We start from the raw sequence: 21,592 nt of genomic DNA, 5'->3' as shown, positions 1-21,592 counted from the left end.
ATGTTGAAGTCCATTTCCGCAGCCTTGCTCGCAGCTTCCGTGATCGCAGCCCCGGCCTTCGCCACGGATGCGGCAAAGACCACCACGACGGCACCGGTCATCAAGGCGGACCAGAGCCAGACCAAGTCGTCGACCACCGCCGCGAAACCCGAGGCCGGCGTCAAGGCCGATGCCAAGGCTTCCGAAGTGAAGGCTTCGGACGTCAAGGCTGGCGACGTCAAGGCGGATGCCAAGGTCGACACCAAGTCGAAGGCGATGAATGCCAACGCCGCGGTCACGCCCGACGAGCACAAGACCGTGCGCACCCATCGCCATCACCACAAGCATCTGTCGGCCAAGAAGTCGCTGAAGGCGCAGCCGGACGTGACCAAGCCGGCGACCATCGAGAAGCGCAGCTAACGACTGATCCCGCGCGGCGGCATCCCTGGCATTGCCCCGCTGCCGCGCGGATTTCAGGCCCGTCCCGCCGTTCCGGCGCCTTGCGCGAAAGTGCAACGCATCGGCGGCGGCCCGGTGCGTTGCGTTAAGCGAATTCCCTTCGTGCGACCTTGGGGCTAGAACGTCGTCCGGGTCTATTCGAGTGGAGAACGTAAGCGGTGGGGCGATTGGCGAAACGTGCGGTGAGGCGGGCATTGATCCTGGCATTGCCGCTGGCGCTCGCGGCGTGTTTCGGCAGCGACGGTGACCGTCCATCGCTGATGGAGGGGAGCCAGGCCGGAGGGCCGCAGCCCTTTCCCGACAATTTCCGCAGCGACACCGTCGCCTTGATGCGCAGCTATCTCAACAACCCCGTCGGCGTGCGCGAGGCGAGCATGGCCGACCCGGTGCAGCGCGAGGTCGGCGGCCGGCAGTTCTATGTCAGCTGCCTACACTTCACGCCACGCGAGACCGACGGCAGCTACAAGGCCATGCGCGAGCGCGCCGTGATCTTCGTGAACGGCCGGGGGGACCGGGTCGTGGACCGCACCAACGAGCTCTGCGCCGGTGCGGTTTACGCACCCTTTCCGGAACTCGAAAAGATGACGCGGTAGCGCAAAGCCGACCTTCATCGGCTGGTGCTAGACAGGGGCCGCTGGATCACATTTCGGCGAGCTTTGAACGGGGCCGGTTTGCCTCGCGACAGAACGTTACAGCCGGCCTTGCGCAGACGACGGAAACAGTCGGTGCAGGGCAACGTGACGGAACAAAATCGCGTTGTTGCCACCCCGTCACAGTCACGAACGATCAACGTTCCGGCATCGCCGCCAAGCAACCAAATTCAAGCCACGTTGTTTGCTAAGGGTCGATTTGAAAGAACGGGGATGACGATGAAGAGGATTTTGCTTGGTGCAGCAGTTCTGCTTGCGCTGGCCGCACCGGCGGCCGCAGCGGACATGCAGGCGCGCACCTACACCAAGGCGCCCGTCTATACGCCGCCGCAGGTGATCTACAACTGGACCGGATTCTACATCGGCGGCCATGTCGGCGGCGCCTTCGCCGGCGACAGCGCCTTCCAGTCGAGCGACGCCCGCTTCCTGGGCGGCGTGCAGGGCGGTTTTGACTACCAGTTCGCGCCCAATTGGGTGGTGGGTATCGAGGCCCAGTATTCCTGGCTGCCGACCAACAACAACGGTGCCACGTTCCCGCTGGGGACGCAGGTGACCTCCAACACCGACCAGCTCGGCTCGGTGACCGGCCGCGTCGGCTACACCTGGGGTCCGGCGCTGGTCTACGCCAAGGGCGGTTATGCCTGGCGCAATGGCGGCCTTGGCGTCAACGTCGCCGGCGTCGCGCAGCCCTTTACCGCGACCGGCAACAACAAGGACGGCTACACCGTCGGCGCCGGCCTCGAATACATGTTTGCCCCGAACTGGTCGGCCAAGGCCGAGTACCAGTACTACAACTTCGGCAGCACGACCTTCACCTCCGGCCCGGCCGATGTCGTCGGCGTCCGGGGCCGGGAGGACGAGCATACCGTCAAGGTCGGTGTGAACTATCGCTTCGGCTGGGGCGGTCCGCCGGCCTCGCGCTACTAACCCTTCAGGCGATCCCAGATCTGTCAAAGGCCGGCTCACGCCGGCCTTTCGTTTGCCGGCCTCCGGTGTTCGCCGGCCCCGGTCCGCCGGCGTTTGTTTGCGTTGCGTGAACCATTTGGCGCGTCATTTGCAGGCAAACGTTCGGCACGCGCTTTTCTCACGCGTGTCATGGGGCTGGCGTAAAGCAAAAATAATTTTTGCGACTTACGGAACTCGCGCTCCGGAAGGCGTTATATGAGAATTACCGGGCTGTGGGACGACGGACATGCGTATCTTGGTGTCGGCTGTAGTGCTCTCGTGCTTCTTTTCCCTGCCGAGTGCTGCCCAGACAATCCTCAAGTCCGAGCCTCTGATGCTGGCACCCTATGAGGTGGCCTTCGTCAAGGACGCCTCCTGTCCGTCCGGCAAGGTGCTGAAGGTCACCGGCGCGATCCGCGGGCTGCATCGCCGCAAGGCCTGCGTGGTGCTGGCCGGCGAGCAGGCCTCGCTGGCGACCGCGACGCCCTGAGCCCATTCCGACCTTCCTCCGGATCTCAAGAATTCAGCTCGAGCTCCAACCTCGACTGCCGCTCGGCCTCCGCCTTGTTCGCGGCGGGGTCTTCGCCTTGGGCAGCCCGGCAGGGCCTGATCTCGTAATCATTGTCCAGCACCCGGCGCGGCCCGGGCCGGTCATCGTCGGCCGCCACATCCACGACGAGGCCGCTCCGCTGTGCGAGCTTCCAGACGTCGGCGTCGCTCGGGTAGGCCTTGCTGATCTGGGCGTCGTTGCAGAACAGGGCGTAGGGCATGCTTCCCGCTCCAGGAAAGCGCGTTAACGACTTGAGGGAGCATGTGGTTCCGGGGTGATCACGGACCCGTGATCTGGCGCTCAGGTCTGACCGGTCCCTGAGTCCTTAACGAGTCCTGAATCCCCAAAAAAAGAAACCTTGGGACTCGTTTGCCGGAATCAGGGGATGTTTTCGGCCATGACGACCGACCTCAAGACCTGCTGCGGGCACATGCTGTTGCCACTGACGCTGGGATTGCTCAGCGCCTGTGCGGCCAATCTTTGGTTGGTCTGGTCCTGGTTGTAGGCGCCGGGCCGCCCCGCCGGCCCTAGTCTTCGGCTCGCGGACGGAGCGAGGGGTCCCGAATGGCGGCGCGGAGCCTGGTCAGGGTGGCCGCACAATATTCCTCCCGCTCGCGCTCGAACCGCTCCTGGTGCTTTCGGAAATTGGCGATGCGGGCCTGCATCTCGGAGCGGACATCGTCGCCGAGCCGGGCCGGTGCGACCATCACGGGCGGGGGCGGGGGTGGTGGAGCGGCTGGCGGCGGCTCGATCTCGACCGTGAAGGTCTCGACCGCAACAGTCTTGACGGCGACGGTCTCCACCCACACGGCCGGGGCAGCCGTCGGGACTTCCGGCGGATGGAGGTCATCCTTCTTGCCGGTTACCGATTGAACGAAGGCCAGTGTCTGCGCGATCAGTGCGTCGCGCTCTCTGATCCACTTCATGGGACACCCCGCTGGAGCCATTCCACCAAAGCTTGCGGGGCGAATCAAGGAGGTATCCTGCAAGGGATTGCATATTTTTCCCGGTCGCCCGACATTAGACGGATGGATGCCGGAAAAGAACGCTCGGACGAGACGGAAGGCTTGAGGCTCATCCGCGCCTTCCTGTCGCTGCCGCGCGAGAAGCGGGCGGAAGTGATCGCCTTCGTCGAGGCGCTGGTGCGTGCGCATGCCCAGCCCGCGGAGGGTGAGGGCACTTCCCCGACGTGAGCGCTATCGCTCGCGCGGCGTGACGTTGGGCACGAAGGGCGCGCCGACCACGCGGACCGCCGCCGGGGCTGCAGCCTCGACGGGCCTGCTGTCGGCGACCTGATTCTTCGGCGCCTCTCCAAAGACGGGCTTGACGATTGCGAGCGTGCCGGCCGCGACGGCGCAGCAAAGCGTCACCGCGCCGAGCAGAAACATGTTTCGATTTTCTTCTCTGATCCGCATGGGCCGAGAACGATCGAGCGGGGCCGATGGTTCCGCGTCGGTGAAAACCGCCTAAACGCCCGGCAAAACTGATCGAAGCTTACGTGAAGCTTACGCCCAGGTTTGAAAAGGTTAGCTTTCCGTATGAGTACGAGCGGCAATTGGTATCAAATTTTAACGTCCGCCGGTTCCAATGGCGCAGCTGGGACTGCTTCGGTCGCTGAGACCGGAAAATCATTGGACGGCTGAGATGAGCTTTTTGAACAATCTGAAGATCGTGTGGAAGGTTGCGCTGATCGTGACCGTGATGGGCTGTGCGATGATTGGTGTCGCCACCTTTGGTACGCGCGAACTCTCCGCAACCGTCGACGGATTTGGCGAACTCGCCTCCGCTCAATCGGCGTTGCTCAATCTGACGCGCGCCCAGCGCCGCGTCGAGACTTATCATGCCGCGCTCTACGCCGTCTTCACCGAGGCGACCGAGGCGGGCAACGCCAACCGGCTCAAGACCGCCAACCTCAACCGCAGCGAGATCGGCCAGTATCTGGACGCAGCGGAGCAGGACGACCCGACGCGTGCGACCGAGCTGAAGAGCATGGGCAGCCAGTTGAAGGCTGTGTTTGCCGGCTGCGATCCCGTGCTTCAGGCCGGCTCGCAAGCCAGCAGCCCCGAGGAGAACGCGAAGGCTGCCGAGCGGGCACACAAGGAGTGCGATCCGCTGATTGATGCCGCCCTCGCGCGCATCGCGCAGTTCACGACCGACACCTCCAAGGCCGTCGCCAAGCGCAAGGAAGCCATCACCCGCGACGCGCAGTCCGCGACCTGGACCGTGATCGGCGTCAGCGCCGGTGGCCTGCTCTTCGGCATTGCGATCGCGCTGTTCATCGGCCTCAAGGCGATGTCGCAGCCAATTGCGCGGCTGAAGCTCGCGATGGAGGGCCTTGCCCGCAACGATCTCAAGATCGACGTGCCGGAGAAGGAGCGCCACGACGAGATCGGCGACATGGCCAAGACGGTCGAGATCTTCAAGACCAACGGCCTCGAGGTCGAGCGCCTCAAGGCGGCGCAGGCGGAGGCGGAGAAGCAGGCCGCCGAGCAGCGCAAGCGCGACATGGTCAACCTCGCCGACGGCTTCGAACGCGCGGTCGGCGAGATCATCGAAACGGTGGGATCGGCCTCCACCGAGCTCGAAGCGTCGTCCTCGACGCTCGCCACCACCGCACAGCGCGCCCAGGAGCTGACCTCGGTCGTCGTGATGGCGTCGGGCGAAGCCTCCGGCAACGTGCAGTCGGTTGCCACCGCCACCGAAGAGCTGTCGTCCTCGGTCAACGAGATCAGCCGGCAGGTGCAGGAATCCGCGCGCATGGCGGGCGAAGCCGTCACCCAGGCCCGCACCACGACCGAGCGCGTCAGCGAGCTCTCGGTCGCGGCGACGCGCATCGGCGACGTCGTCGAGCTGATCAACACCATTGCCGGCCAGACCAACCTGCTGGCGCTGAACGCGACCATCGAGGCGGCGCGTGCAGGCGAGGCCGGCCGCGGCTTCGCGGTGGTGGCGTCCGAGGTGAAGACGCTGGCCGAGCAGACCGCCAAGGCCACCGGCGAGATCAGCCAGCAGATTTCCGGCATCCAGTCCGCGACCCAGGAATCGGTGAACGCGATCCGCGACATCTCCGCGACGATCGAGCGGCTCTCGGAAGTGTCGTCGACCATCGCCGCCGCCGTCGAGGAGCAGGGCGCCGCGACCCAGGAGATTTCGCGCAACGTGCAGCAGGCCGCTCACGGCACCCAGCAGGTCTCCTCGAACATCACCGACGTGCAGCGCGGTGCGGCCGAGACCGGCTCGGCCTCCTCGCAGGTGCTCTCGACCGCCAAGATGCTGGCGACCGACAGCAACCGCCTCAAGGACGAAGTCGGAAAATTCCTGCGCACGGTGCGCGCCGCCTGATCCCGACGCGGCGGCTTGCGTCCGCTGCGTTGACCGCGCCTGCTACAGCAGGAACGCAAGAACCACGACGAACAGCACGGCCGTCATGATGACGGCCGTTGCCGCACCGGCGATCACTCTGGCCTTCTCTTTCGCTGAAGTCGTGCGCATCGGACGCGCATGCTACCTGATGTTGAACCGTGATCCAATCTGTGGTCAGTAGCCGTTCCCGCGATGCGTGCGGTCAACATCCATTCCAGAAGGCCGCTCCATGAACGAGGATGTCAGCGACGGCTGGGCCGCGTCTGCGGCCGCCTGGATCGTGGAGCAGGGCAAAGACGGCGACTATGGCCGCCGCTTCGTGCTGGATGCGCCGATGCGCGAGCGCATCGAAGGGCGCGGCTTCCGCAATGCGCTGGATGTCGGCTGCGGGGAGGGGCGCTTCTGTCGCATCATGCAGAGTGCCGGCATCCACACCACCGGCATCGACCCGACCGAGGCGCTGCTCGCGCGCGCGAGGGAGCTGGACCCGAATGGCGATTATCGGCTCGGCCGCGCCGAGACGATGGAGTTCGATGCGTCCCATGATCTCGTCGTCAGCTATCTCAGCCTGATCGACATGCCGCATCTCAGCGCGGCGATCACAAAAATGGTGGCCGCGCTGCGGCTAGGCGGCACGCTGCTGATCGCCAACCTGACCAGCTTCAACACGGCGGCACCGCCCGATGGCTGGACGCGCGACCGCGAGGGCGTCCTGCGCTTCACCATCGATCACTACATGGACGAGCGGGCGGTCTGGGTGAGCTGGCGCGGTATCCGGATTCAGAACTGGCATCGTCCGCTCAGCACCTACATGACGCTGCTGCTCGATCACGGCCTCCAGTTGCGACTGTTCGTCGAGCCGAAGCCCGCAGGCGGCGACCCCGACAGGAATGCCCTTCATCTGCGGGTGCCATATTTCCACATCATGGAGTGGCAGAAGCCGGCTTGAGCGAGTGTGCTCAGACAGCGAGCTTGGCCTGGAAGAACCGTGTGACCCGATCGATCGCATCTGGCGTCATCGGGTCGGTCTCGGAGAAGTCAAAGCCGTGGCCCTTGCCAGGATACGGCACGAATTCGGTCTCGGCGCCGACCGACTTGCCAAGCGCAACCAATTGCCGTGCTTCCGCGATCGGAACGTTTTTGTCGGCCTCGCCATGCAGGGCGATCAGCGGCGGCAGGTGCTTGATCTTGGCCGCCATGGCGTGGGGCATGCCGCCATAGAGCACCGCGAGAGCCGCGATGCGCCTGTCGCGCGCGGCGGCCTCGGCGGCGATGTAGCTGCCCAGCGAGAAGCCGAGCAGGCCGATGCGTCCCGAACTGTCGGATCGGCCGAGCACGGCCGTCACGGCGGCGGCGACCGTATCGGCCCAGCCGTCGAACCGCGTCGTCTCGTAGGCCTCGCGGCTCTCATGCGTGGCGGACGTCAACGCAGCCATATCGGCCGGCGTCATGTAGCGGAGAAAGTAGGTGTCGATACCCCGTGCCGTCAGCGCGTCGGCATATCGCTCATAGGCACGGGCCCTGAGCTCGATGCCGCGGGCGCCGTGCAGCACGATCACGGCGGGACGCCGCTCGGATCCAGCTGCCGCATAACGCGACACGGAGAGGCTGTCCCCGCCGGACGTGACGTTGAACTCTTCGCCCGGAGCGCCGCGTGCGGCGATGGGCGAAAGCAGAGTGGCGAGGCCGGCCAGGGCCGTTCGTCGGGTGATCATCAGAGAATTCGCTCGGGAGATTCCGGATTGAATGCCTCGCCGGTATAGTATGCTTGCGACGGAATCTTGACGCGAGTCCTAGCCGATGATCGCCCATCGTCCCTCCGTGCTCGCCCATGAGCGGTTCATCGCCGACCGCGAGAATTTTGCCGGCCTCGATCTCGCCGCGCGGTTCGAGCGGATCGAGCGGACCAACCTGTGGGGCGCGGCGACCTCGGTCTCGGGCCTCGGCTCGGAAGATCGCGCCACCGCCGCGATCCGCGAAGCGTTTCCCGACTTGTTGCAACGGCTCGGCGCGCGTTCGCTGCTCGACGCGCCCTGCGGTGATGCCGGCTGGATCGGCAGTATGAAGCTCGGCGTTGACTATACGGGCATCGACATCGTGCCGTCGCTGATCGCGGCCAACAGCGCGCGCGCGGCCCGCGGCGAGCTCACCGGTCGTTTCCGCGTCGCGGACATCACGCGCGATGCGCTGCCGCACGCCGATGTCATTCTCTGCCGCGACTGTCTGGTGCATCTGAGCTTCGACAACATCGCCCGCGCCCTCGCCAACTTTCGCGCCAGCGGCGCGCGCTTCCTGCTGGCGACGACGTTTCCCGAATGGGACGGCAACCACGATTGCGAGGACGGCGACTGGCGCGCGCTGAACATGGAGAAGGCGCCGTTCGGCTGGCCGGCGCCGCGCGTGCTGATCAACGAGCGCTGCGACGAGGGCGGCGGCGGTTGGCGCGACAAGAGCATTGGGCTGTGGCGGCTGGATGAATTGCCTGACGGTGGTACCAAGTCTCTCTGATGGGCCGCTCGACCGTCATCGCCGCGCCGTGCGATGCGGCAGAACCAGCGCGCCTGTCACGCGTTGCCTGATAATATTCGATCGCTTAGGCGGGGAGCGTGGTCAATGATCGATGCCAGATGCAGTTGTGGCGCCCTTGTGCTGTCGCTTCCAGGACCGACCAACCGGGTTGCGGCCTGTCACTGCATCGAATGCCAGCGACGAACTGGCGCGCCGTTTGGCGTGGCAGCCTTCTATCCGCTCGAAGCGGTTGCGATCTCGGGGACGCCGAAGGAATATGTGCGTGCCTCTGACAGTGGCGGCAACGTCCGCTTCTACTTTTGTCCGGATTGCGGTTCGACCGTGTATTGGAAGCCCGACAATCTGCCGGCAATGATCGGCGTCGCCGTCGGCGCGGTCGCCGACCCGAATTTCCCGGCGCCGGCCAAGTCGGTCTTCGAGCAGTCGAAGCATATGTGGGTCGAGATCGACGGTGCCGGCGTTGAACACCTCCAGCACGGCAGCGGGCGGAAGAGTTCGGGCTGAGTGACAGGCATCGCGTGCTGGTGCCGGCTGAGGGGATCACCCTGTTTAGCCGACAATCCGGTTCCCCTAAGAGGGCAAAGAGCCGCCCCCTCAACTCAACCCTGTAATCCTCACCGGCTCGTCGGGGCAGGACCGTTACGCTGTCGATTAGTGAGCGTATGCTGTCCCGGAGGATTTCGTTAGGTTTCGCTTCGAGACCGGATAACTGGGTCAAATGGGTCTTGAACCGGGCAATGGAAGCCGGGTGCAAATCGACCTTGGATATCGACTCGTCTGCCGATGCAATTTCACTTTCTAGGTTGGCCGCTTCTTGTCGGTTGGCTGCGATTTTCGGTGCGACTTCGTGCGCTTCGAATACCCCGGCTTTTACGGCGTCAATCAGACGGTCCATTTCCTTCTTGCAGACGGTTAGCCGGGATGCGAGCTTCGCTTTGTTCTTGGTCGCTGCGGCGGACTGTGCGCGCCTTTCGGACACATAGGCTTCAACGAATTTGCCCATTCGCTCGGGGTTATCGATGCTTTCGTTCAGTCGTCTAACAACTAGGCTTTCGATCTTCTCCACATAGTATTTTGCGCCATTCGAACAGCTTCCGCTTTCTCTGTGTCGGCTACACTTTATGCGGGGACCGCTCCGATCGTTTCCGTCCAATGTCATTCCAGAACCGCAAGTGCCGCAGCGTAACAAACCGGACAGCAATCGGGTTGATTTTGGTGCCCTGCGTGCGGAAGGTGTTCCGGCCTCCATTCGCCGCTCTTTAACCCGGCCAAAGAGCTTGTCGTCTATGATACGAAGGTGGGGCACTTCTTTGTAAATCCAATCGGAAGATGGATTGTCCCGCCGAACCTGCTTACCGGTTTTGGGGTTTTTGAAATTTTTGCGCTTGTTCCAAACAACTCGGCCAACGTACCGCTCGTTCAGTAAGATGCCTTGGCCCCGCGCAATATTGCCGTTGATGGTTGACGCGTTCCACACACCGCCGCGAGGGGATGGAATCCCATCCTGATTAAGATTGGCGGCAATCTTTCGAGGTGAAGCCCCGTTTCCGTATTCCTCAAATATTCGTTTCACAACCTTTGAGGTCTCGGGGTCGATATCAAGGACTCCAGCTTCGCCCTTGCGGACACGATAGCCATAAATGTCACCACCTGGATTGCGCCCTTCGTCAAGTACGCCCTTCTGTCCACGCCGCACCTTCTGGGCAAGGTTCGTTAGGAAGAGCCGGACGTGCCACGGCCTGAGGTTAGGCCCGTCAACGACGGGTGCGCGAGCAACAGCACAGCGCAATCGTTGTCCAGGGCGAGCTTGGCAAGCTTCTGGACGAACTGGCGAACCTGCACGCGCTTGATTTCGTCACCAGCGAACACATCGGCGGCAGGGTCAATCACCACCAAACGCGGCTTGTGCTCTTCGACAGCCTTCTTCAGCTTCTCGAACTGGCTTGTCATTGAAATGCCGCCAGAAGCGTTCTGCGTGGCCAGCGTGGGGTCTAATCCGGCCATGGGTATAACCTGCACCCCTTCGAGGTCACGCAACTGGTGGCCGCTCTGAGCGACGATTGCGGCGAAGCGGCGGTGCAGTTCGTCGGCCTCATCTTCGGCTGTGTAGAGCAGGGTAGGACCGATTTTTTCCACCGGCCTGCCAAACCAGTCGAGCTTTAGGGCGGTTGCGACGATCAACTGCATGGCGGTCAGGGTCTTGCCGGTTCCGCCGTCGCCGTAATAGAGCGTGACCACCCGCATGGGTACCAGACCATCAACCAGCCAGTCGCGGGGCGGCACCGGCTTGTCCTGCCAGTCGCGTGGATCAATCACCGGCAAAGGGTCGCGGGCGAGTTCAGCGTTCATGAAAGCCGCCCAACTCATTGCAGGGCACCGATCAAGTTTTGCACGTAAGCATCAAAGCTATCGAAGCCTAGGCGAATGCCAACAGCACGGCTGGTGTCAGACAGTGCATCATTCCAGCGCTCTCTATCGTCAAAATGGGGAGCGAGGGCGGCGCACTGCTCGCCGGACAGGGAAACCCGCCCGGCAATGTCGCCAAGCCGCTCAGCGGCGCCAATATTTCGGGGATCGTTCGGGAAGCGTTGGGCGATGGTTCGGCGCCAACGCGCGGTTCTTCTGAGGCTGGCGTAAATCGCCGCCTCGATTTCGGTTCTTGTCATTGTTTCCATTGAAGCTGGCCGGAAGCACTCGGCCGGTGGCGCACGAAAAGAAAAACCCGCCGTGCGCGGCGGGTTGATGGATAGGTCCGAGCTATTCGGACCAGATACCGAAGCTAAATGTGCCGTGTCTGTTCTTGTCGGCTAAATCGGTGGTGCCGGCTGAGGGGATTGAACCCCCGACCTTCGGTTTACAAAACCGCTGCTCTACCGCTGAGCTAAGCCGGCGACGCTGGAAAGCGGGGAGGGCCGGCGTGCGCCGGGCTGTCCGCCCGCGCGCCGCAATATCAGACTTGATCGGAAAGTGCCAGAACCCGCGTGGGGCGTTTCCCCGGCATGGAACAGGCGGCCACAAGGCGGCCGCCTGAAACCTTCGAACCCGATGAGGAAGGATTTACTGGCAGATGTGCCGGCGGCCGTCCTCGCCCTTGATCCAGGTGCCGGGCCGGCACACGATGCCGTTGCGGGCTGCATAGGTATCCCAATTGCCGTACCAGCCCATTTCGCCGTACCGGCCGCTATAGCCGCCGGAAGTGTCATAGGCGTAGGAATTGCCCCAACCCTGGAACGGTGCCGACGCAACGGCTGCGGCGGTGCCGACGGCGGCGCCGGCAACTGCGCCCGCGGTATCCACCGGCCAGAAGCCGCTGTCATTGCGGTTCTGCTGCCGATAGGCCGCGTTCCGGTTTTGCCGCTGTTGGCGGCTGGTGGCATAGGGGCTGCCAGCGCCCGTATTCAGGCAGTTGGCGCTGGCGAACATGGATTCGCAAGCGGCGGGATTGGTGATGGCTGATTGACCCATTGCGGGGCCTGCGAGTGCGCATGCGGCGATCGCCGCCGCGCCGATCAGTTTCAGGCTCGTCATGGCATTGACTCCATGTTGGTTAGCAACGCTTGCTAAGCGTGCCAGAGACGGAGTCGTTCCGCGGTTTCGTGTGAGAGGAGTCACATCGACGTGACCCGCTTAGGATGTGCAGTCTGTGCCATGCAGCCTGGTCGCGCTCCGGCACACGCGCGCGCTCGCATCTCGTTAACGCTTCGCTAGCGGCCTTCCGGCATTTGAGCCGCTGTCGATCCTTGCACGTTAGGCTTACCGGAATTTGGTGAGCTCGCCTTAACCCTCTCCGTGGCGCAATCGGTTAGGTTGTCTGCGGATAAACGGGATTTCTCATGCGCGCCGTGGCACTCGCTGCCCTCTTGATCGGACTGCCCGCGACGGCATTCGCCGGCGGCGGCTTCGATATCGTCGTGCCCGGCCGTCCCGGCGTGCCCATCATCATCAATGGCATCGACGCCTCCTACAGCGTCGTCGAGGGCGTCTGGGGCCTCGGCAAGAACGTCCAGGTCCAGCCGACCATCTACGGCGGACGCTATATCGCCGAGCGGCAGCCCGACGATGTCGGCCATTATTATCCGACGCTGGGCCTGCGGCCCGGCTACGGCCGGCTCGAGGTCGAGCCGCCCGCGAACCGCAAATTGCCGAAGCCCGCCGAGAGCTATCACCAGAGCTGGGGCGCATCGTCCGCGCCGCTGCCGGTGCAGATGGATCCGCCCGTCGATCCGCCGCCGGTGATCTACGCGCCTGAGATCAATGACCGGCCGCGCCGCCCGCGGCCGCGTCCGCATGTCGAATTGCCCGGCAAGCCGCCGGGTTGAGAAACGTCAAAAATCCAACAAACGGAAATTAACAGGAGAGAGTAATGCGTCAGATGATTTCGGGACTGGTCGCGGCGGCAGCCGTGATGTTCGCTGCCACCGCGCCGGCCTCGGCGTGCGGCTTCACCTCGTGCGCTCCGGTCGCGCCGGTCTTCTCCGGCTGCAACACCGGTTGCGGCGGCTATGGTTACGGCTACGGCGCCTATGAGCGTCTCGCCGAGCCGACCACGCAGTATTACTACGTCAACCAGGGCCCGACCTACACCGGCCCGGGCGCCTTCGCGCCGTATCCGACCTATCGTGAGGACGCGGTCGTTGCCCCCGCCAATTACGGCTACGGTTATGGCTATCGCGCCGCTGCCGTCGAAGCGCCGGCCGCTTATCCCTACCGCCGTCCGTATTACCGTCCGTACCGCTACGGCTACGGTCCGCGCTACGGCTACCTGCCGCGCACGCATTACGGCTACGGCCCGCGCTATGGCTACACGCACCGTTACGCGCCGTACTATGGCGGCCACCGCGTGCTGCGCCGCTATTACTGATCTCTGATCGGTTGAGCTGACGAGACGCCTGCCCGCGTGACGCGGGCAGGCGTTTTGTTTTGTTAGCGCTTCATCAGCCCGAGCCGGCTCGCGCCGACATAAAGCGAGAGCACGGCGGCGTTCGAGACGTTGAGGCTCTTGATCTCGCCGGGCATGTCGAGCCGCGCCACGACGCTGCAGGTCTCGCGCGTCAATTGCCGCAGGCCCTTGCCTTCGGCACCCAGCACCAGCGCGAGCGGCTCGCGCAACGTGACGTCCGAGAGGTCCTCGCTGCCTTCGCTATCGAGACCGACGGTCTGGAAGCCGCAGTCGTTCAGTTCGTTCAGTGCGCGGGCGAGGTTTTGCACCGTTACCATCGGCACCAATTCCAGTGCGCCCGAGGCGGCCTTGGCCAGCACACCGGTTGCTTCCGGGCTATGGCGCGCGGTCGTGACGATCGCCTTCACCGCGAAGGCCGCAGCGGAGCGGAGGATCGCGCCGACATTGTGCGGATCAGTGATCTGGTCGAGCACCAACACGATGCCTTCCTGCGCCAAGTCTTCGATGTCGGGCGAGGGCAGGGGATCGGCCTCCGCGAGCAGGCCCTGGTGCACGGCGTCCGGAGACAGCAGCCGGTCGATCTCCTGGGGCCGGACGATCTCCGGCGCGATCCGGGTTTGGATGTTTTCGTCCGCCAAGCGCTTTGCGGCGTTCTCGGTCAGCGTCAGCTTGCGGATCCGCCGGGCGGGGTTTTGGAGCGCCATGGTGACGGTGTGCCAGCCATAGAGGATGACGGGCCCGTCGCCGTGCGAATCGCGTTCGCGCCGGGCCGGCCGGCCGGCCGATTTCCCGGGCCTGTTGAAGGGCTTAGCCCCGCCGCGGGGCCCCCTCGGAGCGAATTTTTTGTCCTTCATGGGCTCGCTTGTGTCACGGGTGCCGGAATATGGCAATTTGGGTGCCTTCGAAGGCGATTTTAGCTGTTCGCCTCGGTTGACTTTGCCCCACCGCATCGCCCATAAACGCGCCCGGTCGCGCCCCCATCCGGGCTGTCGCGGCCTTCACGTTCCATGGCCGTCTTCGGTCCGCCGGCAAGGTCCGGCCCGATTGTGCTGCCGTCGAGCGGGGGAGTGTCCCGAGTGGCAAAGGGAGCTGACTGTAAATCAGCCGCCTCATGGCTTCGCAGGTTCGAGTCCTGCCTCCCCCACCAGCCTTCGCTCGCTTCGCGAGCTGCGGCTGGGCAAGCCAGCCCAAATCACCGTCACGCGAAGCTAGCGAAGGTTGCCGCGCCGTAGCCTGAAAGGCGCGAGGCGTGCTGTCGCGAAGCGCTACCCCATCAACTCCCGCACCATCGGCACCACCTTCCGCCCGTAAAGCTCGATGCTCTTCATCAGCTTTTCGTGCGGCAGCGGCCCCGCGGAATATTTCAACTGGAAGCGCGAGATGCCGAGCGCTTTCGCGGTCTTGGCGATCTTGCGCGCGACCGTTTCCGGCGAGCCGACATAGAGCGAGCCGTGCTCGGCCTCGCTGACGAACTCGTCGCGGCCCATCGGCGGCCAGCCGCGCTCCTTGCCGATGCGGTCGCGCATCGCCTTGTAGTCCGGCCACAGCTCTTCGCGCGCCTGCTCATCGGTTTCGGCGACATAGCCGGGCGAGTGCACGCCGATCGGCTGCGCGGGGCGGCCGAATTCCTTGAACGCGCGGTGATAGAGATCGACATAGGGCGCGAAGCGCGCGGGATCGCCGCCGATGATGGCGAGCATCAGGGGCAGATCGTAATGCGCGGCGCGCACCACCGATTGCGGACTGCCGCCGACGCCGATCCAGGTCTTCAGCGTGCCGTTCTCGACCGGCGGATAGACGAGCTGGTCCCGCAGCGGCGGACGCAGCTTGCCTTCCCAGCTCACCGGCTTCTGCGACAAGAGCGCGGCGAACAGGTCGAGCTTCTCCTCGAACAGCTCTTCGTATTGGCGCAGGTCGAAGCCGAACAACGGAAAGGATTCCGTGAACGAGCCGCGGCCGAGGATCACCTCGGCGCGTCCATTGGAAAGCGCATCGAGCGTGGCGAAGCGCTGGAACACGCGGATCGGATCGTCCGAGCTCAGCACCGTCACGGCCGAGCCGAGATGGATGTGTCTGGTGCGCGAGGCGATCGCCGCGAGCACGGTCTCGGGCGAGGAGATCGCAAAATCGGCGCGGTGATGTTCGCCGAGGCCGATGAAGTCGAGGCCGAGCTCGTCGGCCAGCACGGCTTCCTCGACGACGTTGCGGATCACCTGCGCGTGCGGAAGCACGGCGCCGGAGGCATCCCTGGTGACGTCGCCAAAGGTGTCCAGGCCGAATTCGAGCGGTGTGGTCATCGATCAGGTCTCTGTGGGGAGGATCGGCCAGATTTAATGGACGACCGTCAGCCCACAAGGCGGCTTTCGGAAATGCTCGGTTTCCGTTTGTGTGACCTACCCCGAGATACGGACGACCATCTTGCCGAGCGCAGCGCGCGTCTGCATCGTCCTGAAGGCCTCGCGAAATTCCTCCAGCGCGAAGACACGGCCGACCGCGGGCTTCAGCTTGCCGTCGGCGAGCCAGTCGATCAGCTGCGACATCAGCCGCTTCTGGACATCCGGCTCGCGCACGGGAATCTGCGCGAGGTCGACGCCGAGCAGGGCGCCGCCCTTCAGCAGCGGCAGATTGAACGGCAGCGCGGGGATGGCGCCGCCGGCAAAACCGACCACGAGATGGCGTCCGCGCCAGGCGATCGATCGAAAAGCCTGCACCGAGATTTCGCCTCCGACGGGATCGAAGATCACATCGGCGCCATGTCCGTTGGTCAGCTCCTTGAGCGTGTCGCGCCAGCCGGCCTGCGTGTAGTCGATGACAGCGTCGGCGCCGTGCGCCTGCGCGAACGCGCGCTTCTCCGGCGTCGAGGCCGCTGCGATGACGCGGGCGCCGAGCAGCTTGCCGATCTGCACGGCCGCGGTCCCGGTGCCGCCGGCGGCGCCCAGCACGAGCAGTTGCTCGCCTGCGGCGATCGTGGCGCGTGCACTCAGCGCATAAAGTGCGGTGAGATAATTCGCACGGAACGAGGCGGCGACCTCGGCTGCGACACCGTCCGGAAGCGGATGAAGCGCCAAGGGGCTGACGACGATCTCTTCAGCAAGCGCGCCCGACCGCGTCATGCCCATGACGCGCATGCCGGCTCGAAAGCCGCCTGGCTCGCCCGGGGCTTCTGTCACAATTCCTGAGAACTCCGTTCCGGGAACGAAGGGCAGGGGATCCTTGGTCTGATAGAGGCCTTGAACCTTCAGGCCGTCGACAAACCCGATCCCGGCAGCCTCAACCCGGATGCGCACTTGCCCGGGCTCCGCGCGCGGAGACGGAACGTCCTTCAGTTCGATCTGATCGATGGACGCGTATTGCTCGACGACGACGGCTTTCATGTCGGACCTCTGCTGTTCCAGTTATCCTGACAGGTCTCGACACCAGCCTCTTGTGTCTACCGCCACATCCCGCGCATCTTCGCGCCGATGTCGATCTTCGGCCCCTGCGCCGCGGTGCGGGCTGCGCCTGCGGCGGCCTTGGGCCAGGCCGTGCGCTCGAACAGATAGACCAGGGATTCCGGGATGAAGCGGGTGCGCGAGGCGTAGACGTGGCGGTCGCCCTTGGCGGCTTGGCCATGGACAAAGAAGCGCTGGGGAACGACGAGGTGGAGGTCGTCCTTGGCGCGGGTCATCGCGACATAGAGCAGGCGGCGCTCCTCCTCGATCTCGGCGCTGGTGCCGGCGCCGAGATCGGAGGGCATGCAGCCGTCGACGACGTTGAGCACGAACACCGACTTCCACTCCTGGCCCTTGGCGGAATGGATGGTGGAGAGGATCAGATAGTCCTCGTCACGAAGGGGAGGCCCGGATTTGTCGCTGGTCGCGTCCGGCGGATCGAGCGTCAGCTCGGTCAGGAATTTCTCGCGCGAGGAATAGCCGCTCGCGATCTGCTCGAGCTGCATGAGGTCGGCGCGGCGTGTCTCGGAATCCTCGTGGATGCGATCCAGATGCGGCTCGTACCAGAGCCGCACGCGTTCGAGATCGACAGGCCATTCCGAATAGCGCAAATTCTCGACCGTGCGGACGAAGTCGGTCCAGTCGGCGCCGGTGCGCGCCGGCACCGGGAGCTGTGCGAGTGCGTGCAGCGGGTCGGTGCTCTCGGCCATCTGGTCGAGCACGCGTTGCGCGGTCGCCGGGCCGATGCCCGGCAAGAGGTGCAGGATGCGGAAGCCGGCGACGCGGTCGCGCGGGTTTTCGGCAAAGCGCAGCAGCGCCAGCGTGTCCTTGACGTGCGCGGCATCGAGGAATTTCAGCCCGCCGAACTTCACGAAGGGAATGTTGCGGCGGGTCAGCTCGATCTCGAGCGGGCCGGAATGCGAGGACGTGCGGAACAGCACCGCCTGGTGCTTGAGCAGCGCGCCTTGCTCGCGGTTGGCCAGCACCTCCTCGACGATGTAGCGCGCCTGGTCGGCCTCGTCATGCACGGTGACGAGCTGCGGCTTCCGCCCGGAGGCGCGGTCGGTCCAGAGGTTCTTCGTGAAGCGCTCGCGCGCGAGGCCGATGACGCCGTTGGCCGCCGCCAGCACGGCCTGCGTCGAACGGTAATTGCGGTCGAGCGTGATCATTTCCGCGCGCGGCGAAAAGCTCTGCGGAAACTCCAGGATGTTGCGCACGGTGGCGGCGCGGAACGAATAGATCGACTGCGCGTCGTCGCCGACCACGGTGAGCCCACGCCCGTCGGGCTTGAGCGCCAGCAGGATCGAAGATTGCAGGCGGTTGGTGTCCTGATACTCGTCGACCAGCACGTGATCGAAGCGGCCGCCGATTTCTTCGGCGATCAGCGCATCGCTCATCATCTGCGACCAGTAGAGCAGGAGGTCGTCGTAATCGAGCACGTGCTGGGCCTGCTTGGCCTCGACGTAAGTGGCGAAAAGGCCCTTCAGCTCGGCGGCCCAGCCGGCGCACCAGGGATAGTGCGCCCCGAGCACCTTCTCGATCTCCATCTCGGCGTTGACGCAGCGCGAGTAGATCGACAGGCACGTGCCCTTGGCGGGAAAGCGGCTCTCGGTCTTCGACAGGCCGCGCTCGTGCCGCACCAGGTTCATCAGGTCGGCGGAATCCTCGCGGTCGTGGATGGTGAAGGCGGGATCGACGCCGATCCGTTCGGCATATTCGCGCAGGAGGCGCGCGCCGATGCCGTGGAAGGTGCCGGCCCAGGTCAGCGCATCGCGCATGATCGCGGCATTGTTCTCGCCCAGCACTTTTCGCGCGATCCGCTCGACCCGGCCCGCCATCTCGGCCGCGGCGCGGCGGGAGAACGTCATCAGCAGGATGCGGCGCGGATCGGCGCCGGCGACGATCAGATGCGCGACACGGTGGGCCAGCGTGTTGGTCTTGCCGGAGCCCGCGCCGGCGATGACGAGCAGGGGGGCACCCACGGTCACGCCGTCGGCCACGCCATGCTCGACGGCGCGGCGCTGCTCCGCATTGAGCGTGTCCAGATAGGTCGTCACGAATCGCCCCGGTGAAAGGGTGAGAATCGGCGATCGCGGCGCGAATCGCAATGCGGCTGGACGGAACCGATGTTAAGACCTAGGGACAACGCGCCTCAAGGTTCCAGCCCGAAAAGCACCCGGCATGACCGAGCTCAAGCCCGACCAGTTCGAGATGCGGCGGCTGGAATCGCTCAGCAACACCATCTTTGGCGTCGCGATGACGCTGCTGGCCTATGACCTGCCCAAATCGGCCGTGTTTACCAGCGCGCCGGACTGGAGCGACCTCGCCCATGTCTATTCCGGCAAGCTCGCCGGCTTCGCCCTCAGCTTCATCATCGCCGGCGTATTCTGGATCAGCCATCACCGCCGGCTGGCGCGCCAGCCGGTCGGCAGCCGCGGCGCCGTGATCCTCAATCTGTTCTTCCTGCTCTCGATCGTGCTGTTGCCGGTGACCAACGGCCTTTACACCAATTACGCGATGAGCAGCGCGGTCGCTGTGCTGTACGGCCTGCATCTGACGGCGATCGCCGGGCTCAATGCCTTGCTGTGGTGGACCATCATCGGCGGCTGGCGCCACGAGATCATGGCCTCGCTGTTTCCGCTGCTGGTGTTCATCCCGGGCACGATCGTGGCGACCTTCGCGCCGCAGGTCGCACCCTTCGTTTGGTTCATCGCCTTCGGTGGACTCCTGATCCAGCGCTTCTATGCGTCACCGGTGGACCAGGATTCGTAGGCTTCGACTCAGCCCGGCGTCGCGCCGAACCCATCGGCCGGCACGTAAAGCTTGACCGGGCGGATTTCGTAAACCGCGGACGGATTGACCGCGCGCAGCTTCCGCGCCGCCGCGATCGCCTCCTCATCGGTGTCGTATTCGACGAGATGGAAGCCCAGCAGCTGCTCCTTGGTTTCAGCAAACGGGCCGTCCAGCACCATGCCCGCGCCGGGGCCACGCAGGGTACGGGCCTTTTTCGTGTCATCCAGACGGGCGGCCGGTCCGAGGTGTCCGCTGGCCCGCAGCGGCGCCTGAACCTCGATGACCTTGGCCACGACCGCGGCGTCCTGCTCCGGCGTCCAGGACAAGAGCTCGTCTTCCACATGGTAGGCCAGGATGGCGTAAAGCATCGTCACCTCGTTGATTTTTCGCTGCGCGCGTCCAAAGGACGTATCACCACGGCCTGCGCCGACAACCCCCGCGCATAAAATATTGCGTCCTGCCGGCGTGACGAAACCATCCTGAAACGCGATTGCGGCCCCTTGATGTGAACGCTGCCTGAAGCCGATGCGACTGATCACCACCAAGAAGGCTGAGGAATTCGGAGGCGATTATGTCGGGTCACACCATCAAGATCATCTGCGACGCACGGCGGGCGGCACAATCGGAGCCTGCCGATCTGCACGACCAGTCCGGCCATCATCGCTATTACGGCAGCTCGGCCGAGAACGGCGGCGAGCGCATCGTCGAGAGCCGCCGGGGAAAACGCCCGCGCGCGCACAACGTCTGCGGCTTCTGAAGCCTGATACCGTCTTCCAACATGGACGTCCTGCAAATCGCGCTCGCCGCGCTGCCGTTTCTGCTCTCGCTCGCAAGCCGGAACGGCAAGGCGATCGCCCCGTGCCTGCTCGCCAGCATCTTCACCGTGCTTCTCGGCGGGGAGCCTCACAGGGCGGTGATGGCCTGGTGCGTCGGCGTTCTGATCGCCGCCGTCGCGTTGCGCGAACGGATTCGCACGATTTGAGCAGGCGAGCCGGTCCTCCCGATCGAGGCAAACCCCAATCGACCAAAAGAAAAGGCGCGGCGGGGAGGCCCCGTCGCGCCCGATTTCTTGCTCGCTGGTCCAGGGCTGAGAGCGCCCCGATGCCAGGCCTTGAGTTAAAGCCTAGCGGGCGATCCCAGCGAGGTGACAGCGCTTGAGATAAGACACTGGATCACCTCCTTTCGTTGGTTTCGGGACTCTCAATATAGGGCGAAATCGCCCCGCCGTTAAGGGGAGGTGGCCGGCGCGGAACCGGCGCTGTGCGCAAGGGGCGGAAAGCTGCCAAAAGGCGCAACATGCCGCCCTTGTGGCAGTTGAGACCGCCGCCGGGCCGTGTTAGGGAGCCCCCTGACGCGGGTGTAGCTCAATGGTAGAGCAGCAGCCTTCCAAGCTGAATACGAGGGTTCGATTCCCTTCACCCGCTCCAACGTTTTCAAGCACTTGGTCGCATCCTCCGTTTTCATTTGGACAAAGCGGCTGCCGCTCATTTGGAGAAATCGTCGTCTTTTGTTCGCGCCGCGCGTCGCTTCAATGTGCCGTCGTGACTTGCGAACACCAATTTTAATTGGCCCGTACTCCCAACAAATTGGCAACAAATCACAAGACGTGAGCGCCGCGTCCGTGGCAGCCATCCACCCGCAGATTGACGTCTCTCATTATAGTCGTTGAGGTCTATTCATGTTCGGTATGCTTGATTATCGAGCCTATAAGCTGCTCTGGCTGATTTGCGCACCGCAGCGCGTGCTGGCTTGGATCACAGCGTTGGGCGCAGTTTTAGCCGTATTCAGTGCGCCGCTGGCCGCTCAGACGACGCGGGACTTACCCACAACCATCCCCAATCTGAGCGGCTACGACAGCGAGACGCGACATACAATCGAGCTTGCTTGCGTTGTGGAACGGACAAACGGACCCGTTGCCTACGGCGCGTGCCTGAACCGGCAGATCGCTTCGCTGCGAGGGTCGCCCGGCACCCCCAAACTGAGTGGCTACGAC

27 protein-coding genes, 3 tRNA genes and 1 pseudogene are annotated in these 21,592 nt (G+C 64.4%); 17 read left to right on the top strand and 14 right to left on the bottom strand.

Features of this window, described 5'->3' with window-relative positions; genetic code table 11:
- From VGR99_RS09885 to VGR99_RS09870, 4 genes are all read left to right on the top strand, one after another.
- The gene (locus VGR99_RS09885) at positions 1 to 399 is read left to right on the top strand and encodes a His-rich protein BRANT (RefSeq protein ID WP_326898153.1); all 399 of its coding nucleotides are present in this window, start codon (positions 1 to 3) and stop codon (positions 397 to 399) included.
- A gap of 197 nt (positions 400 to 596) precedes the next feature.
- Positions 597 to 1,031 (top strand): hypothetical protein, encoded by a 435-nt coding sequence (locus tag VGR99_RS09880; protein ID WP_326898152.1) that lies wholly within the window; start codon positions 597 to 599, stop codon positions 1,029 to 1,031.
- Between the two features lie 276 nt (positions 1,032 to 1,307).
- Positions 1,308 to 2,015 carry an outer membrane protein gene (locus tag VGR99_RS09875; RefSeq protein ID WP_326898151.1) on the top strand — a complete coding sequence of 236 codons (708 nt, stop codon included), beginning with the start codon at positions 1,308 to 1,310 and terminating at the stop codon, positions 2,013 to 2,015.
- Between the two features lie 265 nt (positions 2,016 to 2,280).
- On the top strand, positions 2,281 to 2,523 hold the full coding sequence (locus VGR99_RS09870; RefSeq protein WP_326898150.1) for a hypothetical protein: 243 nt from the start codon (positions 2,281 to 2,283) through the stop codon (positions 2,521 to 2,523).
- Between the two features lie 25 nt (positions 2,524 to 2,548).
- On the opposite strand, the gene VGR99_RS09865 is transcribed toward VGR99_RS09870, so the two are convergent.
- Both VGR99_RS09865 and VGR99_RS09860 read right to left on the bottom strand, forming a co-directional pair.
- Positions 2,549 to 2,803, bottom strand: a complete 255-nt coding sequence (locus tag VGR99_RS09865) for a hypothetical protein (RefSeq protein ID WP_326898149.1) — start codon at positions 2,801 to 2,803, stop codon at positions 2,549 to 2,551.
- A 307-nt stretch (positions 2,804 to 3,110) separates the two neighbouring features.
- The gene (locus VGR99_RS09860; RefSeq protein ID WP_326898148.1) at positions 3,111 to 3,509 is read right to left on the bottom strand and encodes a hypothetical protein; all 399 of its coding nucleotides are present in this window, start codon (positions 3,507 to 3,509) and stop codon (positions 3,111 to 3,113) included.
- Positions 3,510 to 3,650: 141 nt separating this feature from the next.
- Between VGR99_RS09860 and VGR99_RS09855 the strand changes: the two genes are divergently transcribed.
- Positions 3,651 to 3,776 carry a hypothetical protein gene (locus VGR99_RS09855; protein ID WP_326898147.1) on the top strand — a complete coding sequence of 42 codons (126 nt, stop codon included), beginning with the start codon at positions 3,651 to 3,653 and terminating at the stop codon, positions 3,774 to 3,776.
- 3 nt (positions 3,777 to 3,779) lie between these two features.
- Here VGR99_RS09855 and VGR99_RS09850 read toward each other — a convergent pair whose 3' ends face one another.
- Positions 3,780 to 3,971 carry a hypothetical protein gene (locus VGR99_RS09850; protein ID WP_326898146.1) on the bottom strand — a complete coding sequence of 64 codons (192 nt, stop codon included), beginning with the start codon at positions 3,969 to 3,971 and terminating at the stop codon, positions 3,780 to 3,782.
- A 256-nt stretch (positions 3,972 to 4,227) separates the two neighbouring features.
- On the opposite strand from VGR99_RS09850, the gene VGR99_RS09845 reads away from it, so the two are divergent.
- On the top strand, positions 4,228 to 5,925 hold the full coding sequence (locus tag VGR99_RS09845) for a HAMP domain-containing methyl-accepting chemotaxis protein (protein WP_326898145.1): 1,698 nt from the start codon (positions 4,228 to 4,230) through the stop codon (positions 5,923 to 5,925).
- Positions 5,926 to 6,175: 250 nt separating this feature from the next.
- Positions 6,176 to 6,895 (top strand): class I SAM-dependent methyltransferase, encoded by a 720-nt coding sequence (locus VGR99_RS09840; protein WP_326898144.1) that lies wholly within the window; start codon positions 6,176 to 6,178, stop codon positions 6,893 to 6,895.
- A gap of 10 nt (positions 6,896 to 6,905) precedes the next feature.
- Here the strand turns inward: VGR99_RS09840 and VGR99_RS09835 are convergent, their stop codons facing one another.
- Complete coding sequence (locus VGR99_RS09835; RefSeq protein WP_326898143.1) at positions 6,906 to 7,661, bottom strand: alpha/beta hydrolase family protein; 756 nt, start codon at positions 7,659 to 7,661, stop codon at positions 6,906 to 6,908.
- 85 nt (positions 7,662 to 7,746) lie between these two features.
- Between VGR99_RS09835 and VGR99_RS09830 the strand changes: the two genes are divergently transcribed.
- Together VGR99_RS09830 and VGR99_RS09825 are read left to right on the top strand one after the other, a co-directional pair.
- Positions 7,747 to 8,454, top strand: coding sequence for a class I SAM-dependent methyltransferase (locus VGR99_RS09830; protein ID WP_326898142.1), 708 nt, complete (start codon positions 7,747 to 7,749; stop codon positions 8,452 to 8,454).
- 105 nt (positions 8,455 to 8,559) lie between these two features.
- On the top strand, positions 8,560 to 8,979 hold the full coding sequence (locus VGR99_RS09825) for a GFA family protein (protein WP_326898141.1): 420 nt from the start codon (positions 8,560 to 8,562) through the stop codon (positions 8,977 to 8,979).
- Positions 8,980 to 9,517: 538 nt separating this feature from the next.
- Here the strand turns inward: VGR99_RS09825 and VGR99_RS40090 are convergent.
- The 5 genes and pseudogenes from VGR99_RS40090 to VGR99_RS09805 all read right to left on the bottom strand — a co-directional run.
- A pseudogene (locus VGR99_RS40090) lies at positions 9,518 to 10,171 on the bottom strand (recombinase family protein); the annotation flags it as partial.
- A gap of 17 nt (positions 10,172 to 10,188) precedes the next feature.
- Entirely contained in the window at positions 10,189 to 10,824 is a 636-nt protein-coding gene (locus tag VGR99_RS09820; protein ID WP_326898140.1) for an AAA family ATPase, read from the bottom strand.
- Between the two features lie 14 nt (positions 10,825 to 10,838).
- Positions 10,839 to 11,150 (bottom strand): hypothetical protein, encoded by a 312-nt coding sequence (locus tag VGR99_RS09815; RefSeq protein ID WP_326898139.1) that lies wholly within the window; start codon positions 11,148 to 11,150, stop codon positions 10,839 to 10,841.
- A 141-nt stretch (positions 11,151 to 11,291) separates the two neighbouring features.
- Positions 11,292 to 11,366, bottom strand: a tRNA-Thr gene (locus VGR99_RS09810).
- A gap of 166 nt (positions 11,367 to 11,532) precedes the next feature.
- Positions 11,533 to 12,003 (bottom strand): hypothetical protein, encoded by a 471-nt coding sequence (locus VGR99_RS09805; protein WP_326898138.1) that lies wholly within the window; start codon positions 12,001 to 12,003, stop codon positions 11,533 to 11,535.
- A gap of 305 nt (positions 12,004 to 12,308) precedes the next feature.
- Here VGR99_RS09805 and VGR99_RS09800 point away from each other — a divergent pair, with 305 nt between their 5' ends.
- Positions 12,309 to 12,794, top strand: a complete 486-nt coding sequence (locus tag VGR99_RS09800) for a hypothetical protein (protein WP_326898137.1) — start codon at positions 12,309 to 12,311, stop codon at positions 12,792 to 12,794.
- 44 nt (positions 12,795 to 12,838) lie between these two features.
- Positions 12,839 to 13,336 (top strand): hypothetical protein, encoded by a 498-nt coding sequence (locus VGR99_RS09795; RefSeq protein WP_326898136.1) that lies wholly within the window; start codon positions 12,839 to 12,841, stop codon positions 13,334 to 13,336.
- A gap of 62 nt (positions 13,337 to 13,398) precedes the next feature.
- Here VGR99_RS09795 and rlmB read toward each other — a convergent pair whose 3' ends face one another.
- Positions 13,399 to 14,229 carry a 23S rRNA (guanosine(2251)-2'-O)-methyltransferase RlmB gene (gene rlmB / locus VGR99_RS09790; RefSeq protein WP_326898135.1) on the bottom strand — a complete coding sequence of 277 codons (831 nt, stop codon included), beginning with the start codon at positions 14,227 to 14,229 and terminating at the stop codon, positions 13,399 to 13,401.
- Between the two features lie 207 nt (positions 14,230 to 14,436).
- Here rlmB and VGR99_RS09785 point away from each other — a divergent pair.
- Positions 14,437 to 14,522, top strand: a tRNA-Tyr gene (locus tag VGR99_RS09785).
- Between the two features lie 118 nt (positions 14,523 to 14,640).
- On the opposite strand, the gene VGR99_RS09780 is transcribed toward VGR99_RS09785, so the two are convergent.
- From VGR99_RS09780 to VGR99_RS09770, 3 genes are all read right to left on the bottom strand, one after another.
- Entirely contained in the window at positions 14,641 to 15,672 is a 1,032-nt protein-coding gene (locus VGR99_RS09780; RefSeq protein WP_326898134.1) for an LLM class flavin-dependent oxidoreductase, read from the bottom strand.
- 96 nt (positions 15,673 to 15,768) lie between these two features.
- Positions 15,769 to 16,749: an NADPH:quinone oxidoreductase family protein gene (locus VGR99_RS09775; protein ID WP_326898133.1), complete on the bottom strand. Its 981-nt coding sequence runs from the start codon at positions 16,747 to 16,749 to the stop codon at positions 15,769 to 15,771.
- Between the two features lie 56 nt (positions 16,750 to 16,805).
- On the bottom strand, positions 16,806 to 18,863 hold the full coding sequence (locus tag VGR99_RS09770) for an ATP-dependent helicase (RefSeq protein ID WP_326898131.1): 2,058 nt from the start codon (positions 18,861 to 18,863) through the stop codon (positions 16,806 to 16,808).
- Between the two features lie 124 nt (positions 18,864 to 18,987).
- Here VGR99_RS09770 and VGR99_RS09765 point away from each other — a divergent pair, with 124 nt between their 5' ends.
- A complete protein-coding gene (locus VGR99_RS09765) occupies positions 18,988 to 19,578 on the top strand; it encodes a TMEM175 family protein (protein ID WP_326898130.1) in 591 nt (196 codons plus the stop codon).
- Positions 19,579 to 19,586: 8 nt separating this feature from the next.
- Here VGR99_RS09765 and VGR99_RS09760 read toward each other — a convergent pair whose 3' ends face one another.
- Positions 19,587 to 19,967: a YciI family protein gene (locus VGR99_RS09760; RefSeq protein WP_326898160.1), complete on the bottom strand. Its 381-nt coding sequence runs from the start codon at positions 19,965 to 19,967 to the stop codon at positions 19,587 to 19,589.
- A gap of 203 nt (positions 19,968 to 20,170) precedes the next feature.
- Between VGR99_RS09760 and VGR99_RS09755 the strand changes: the two genes are divergently transcribed.
- The 4 genes from VGR99_RS09755 to VGR99_RS09740 all read left to right on the top strand — a co-directional run.
- The gene (locus VGR99_RS09755; protein ID WP_326898129.1) at positions 20,171 to 20,356 is read left to right on the top strand and encodes a hypothetical protein; all 186 of its coding nucleotides are present in this window, start codon (positions 20,171 to 20,173) and stop codon (positions 20,354 to 20,356) included.
- Between the two features lie 21 nt (positions 20,357 to 20,377).
- Complete coding sequence (locus VGR99_RS09750) at positions 20,378 to 20,581, top strand: hypothetical protein (RefSeq protein ID WP_326898128.1); 204 nt, start codon at positions 20,378 to 20,380, stop codon at positions 20,579 to 20,581.
- Between the two features lie 371 nt (positions 20,582 to 20,952).
- Positions 20,953 to 21,026, top strand: a tRNA-Gly gene (locus VGR99_RS09745).
- A gap of 251 nt (positions 21,027 to 21,277) precedes the next feature.
- The coding region (locus tag VGR99_RS09740) for a hypothetical protein (protein WP_326898127.1) at positions 21,278 to 21,592 on the top strand (315 nt) is incomplete at its 3' end.

It is taken from the genome of Bradyrhizobium sp., from assembly GCF_035935975.1.
GTDB lineage: Bacteria > Pseudomonadota > Alphaproteobacteria > Rhizobiales > Xanthobacteraceae > Bradyrhizobium.
Note: the sequence above shows the minus strand (reverse complement) of the source record. Positions and strands in the feature narration are given on the sequence as shown.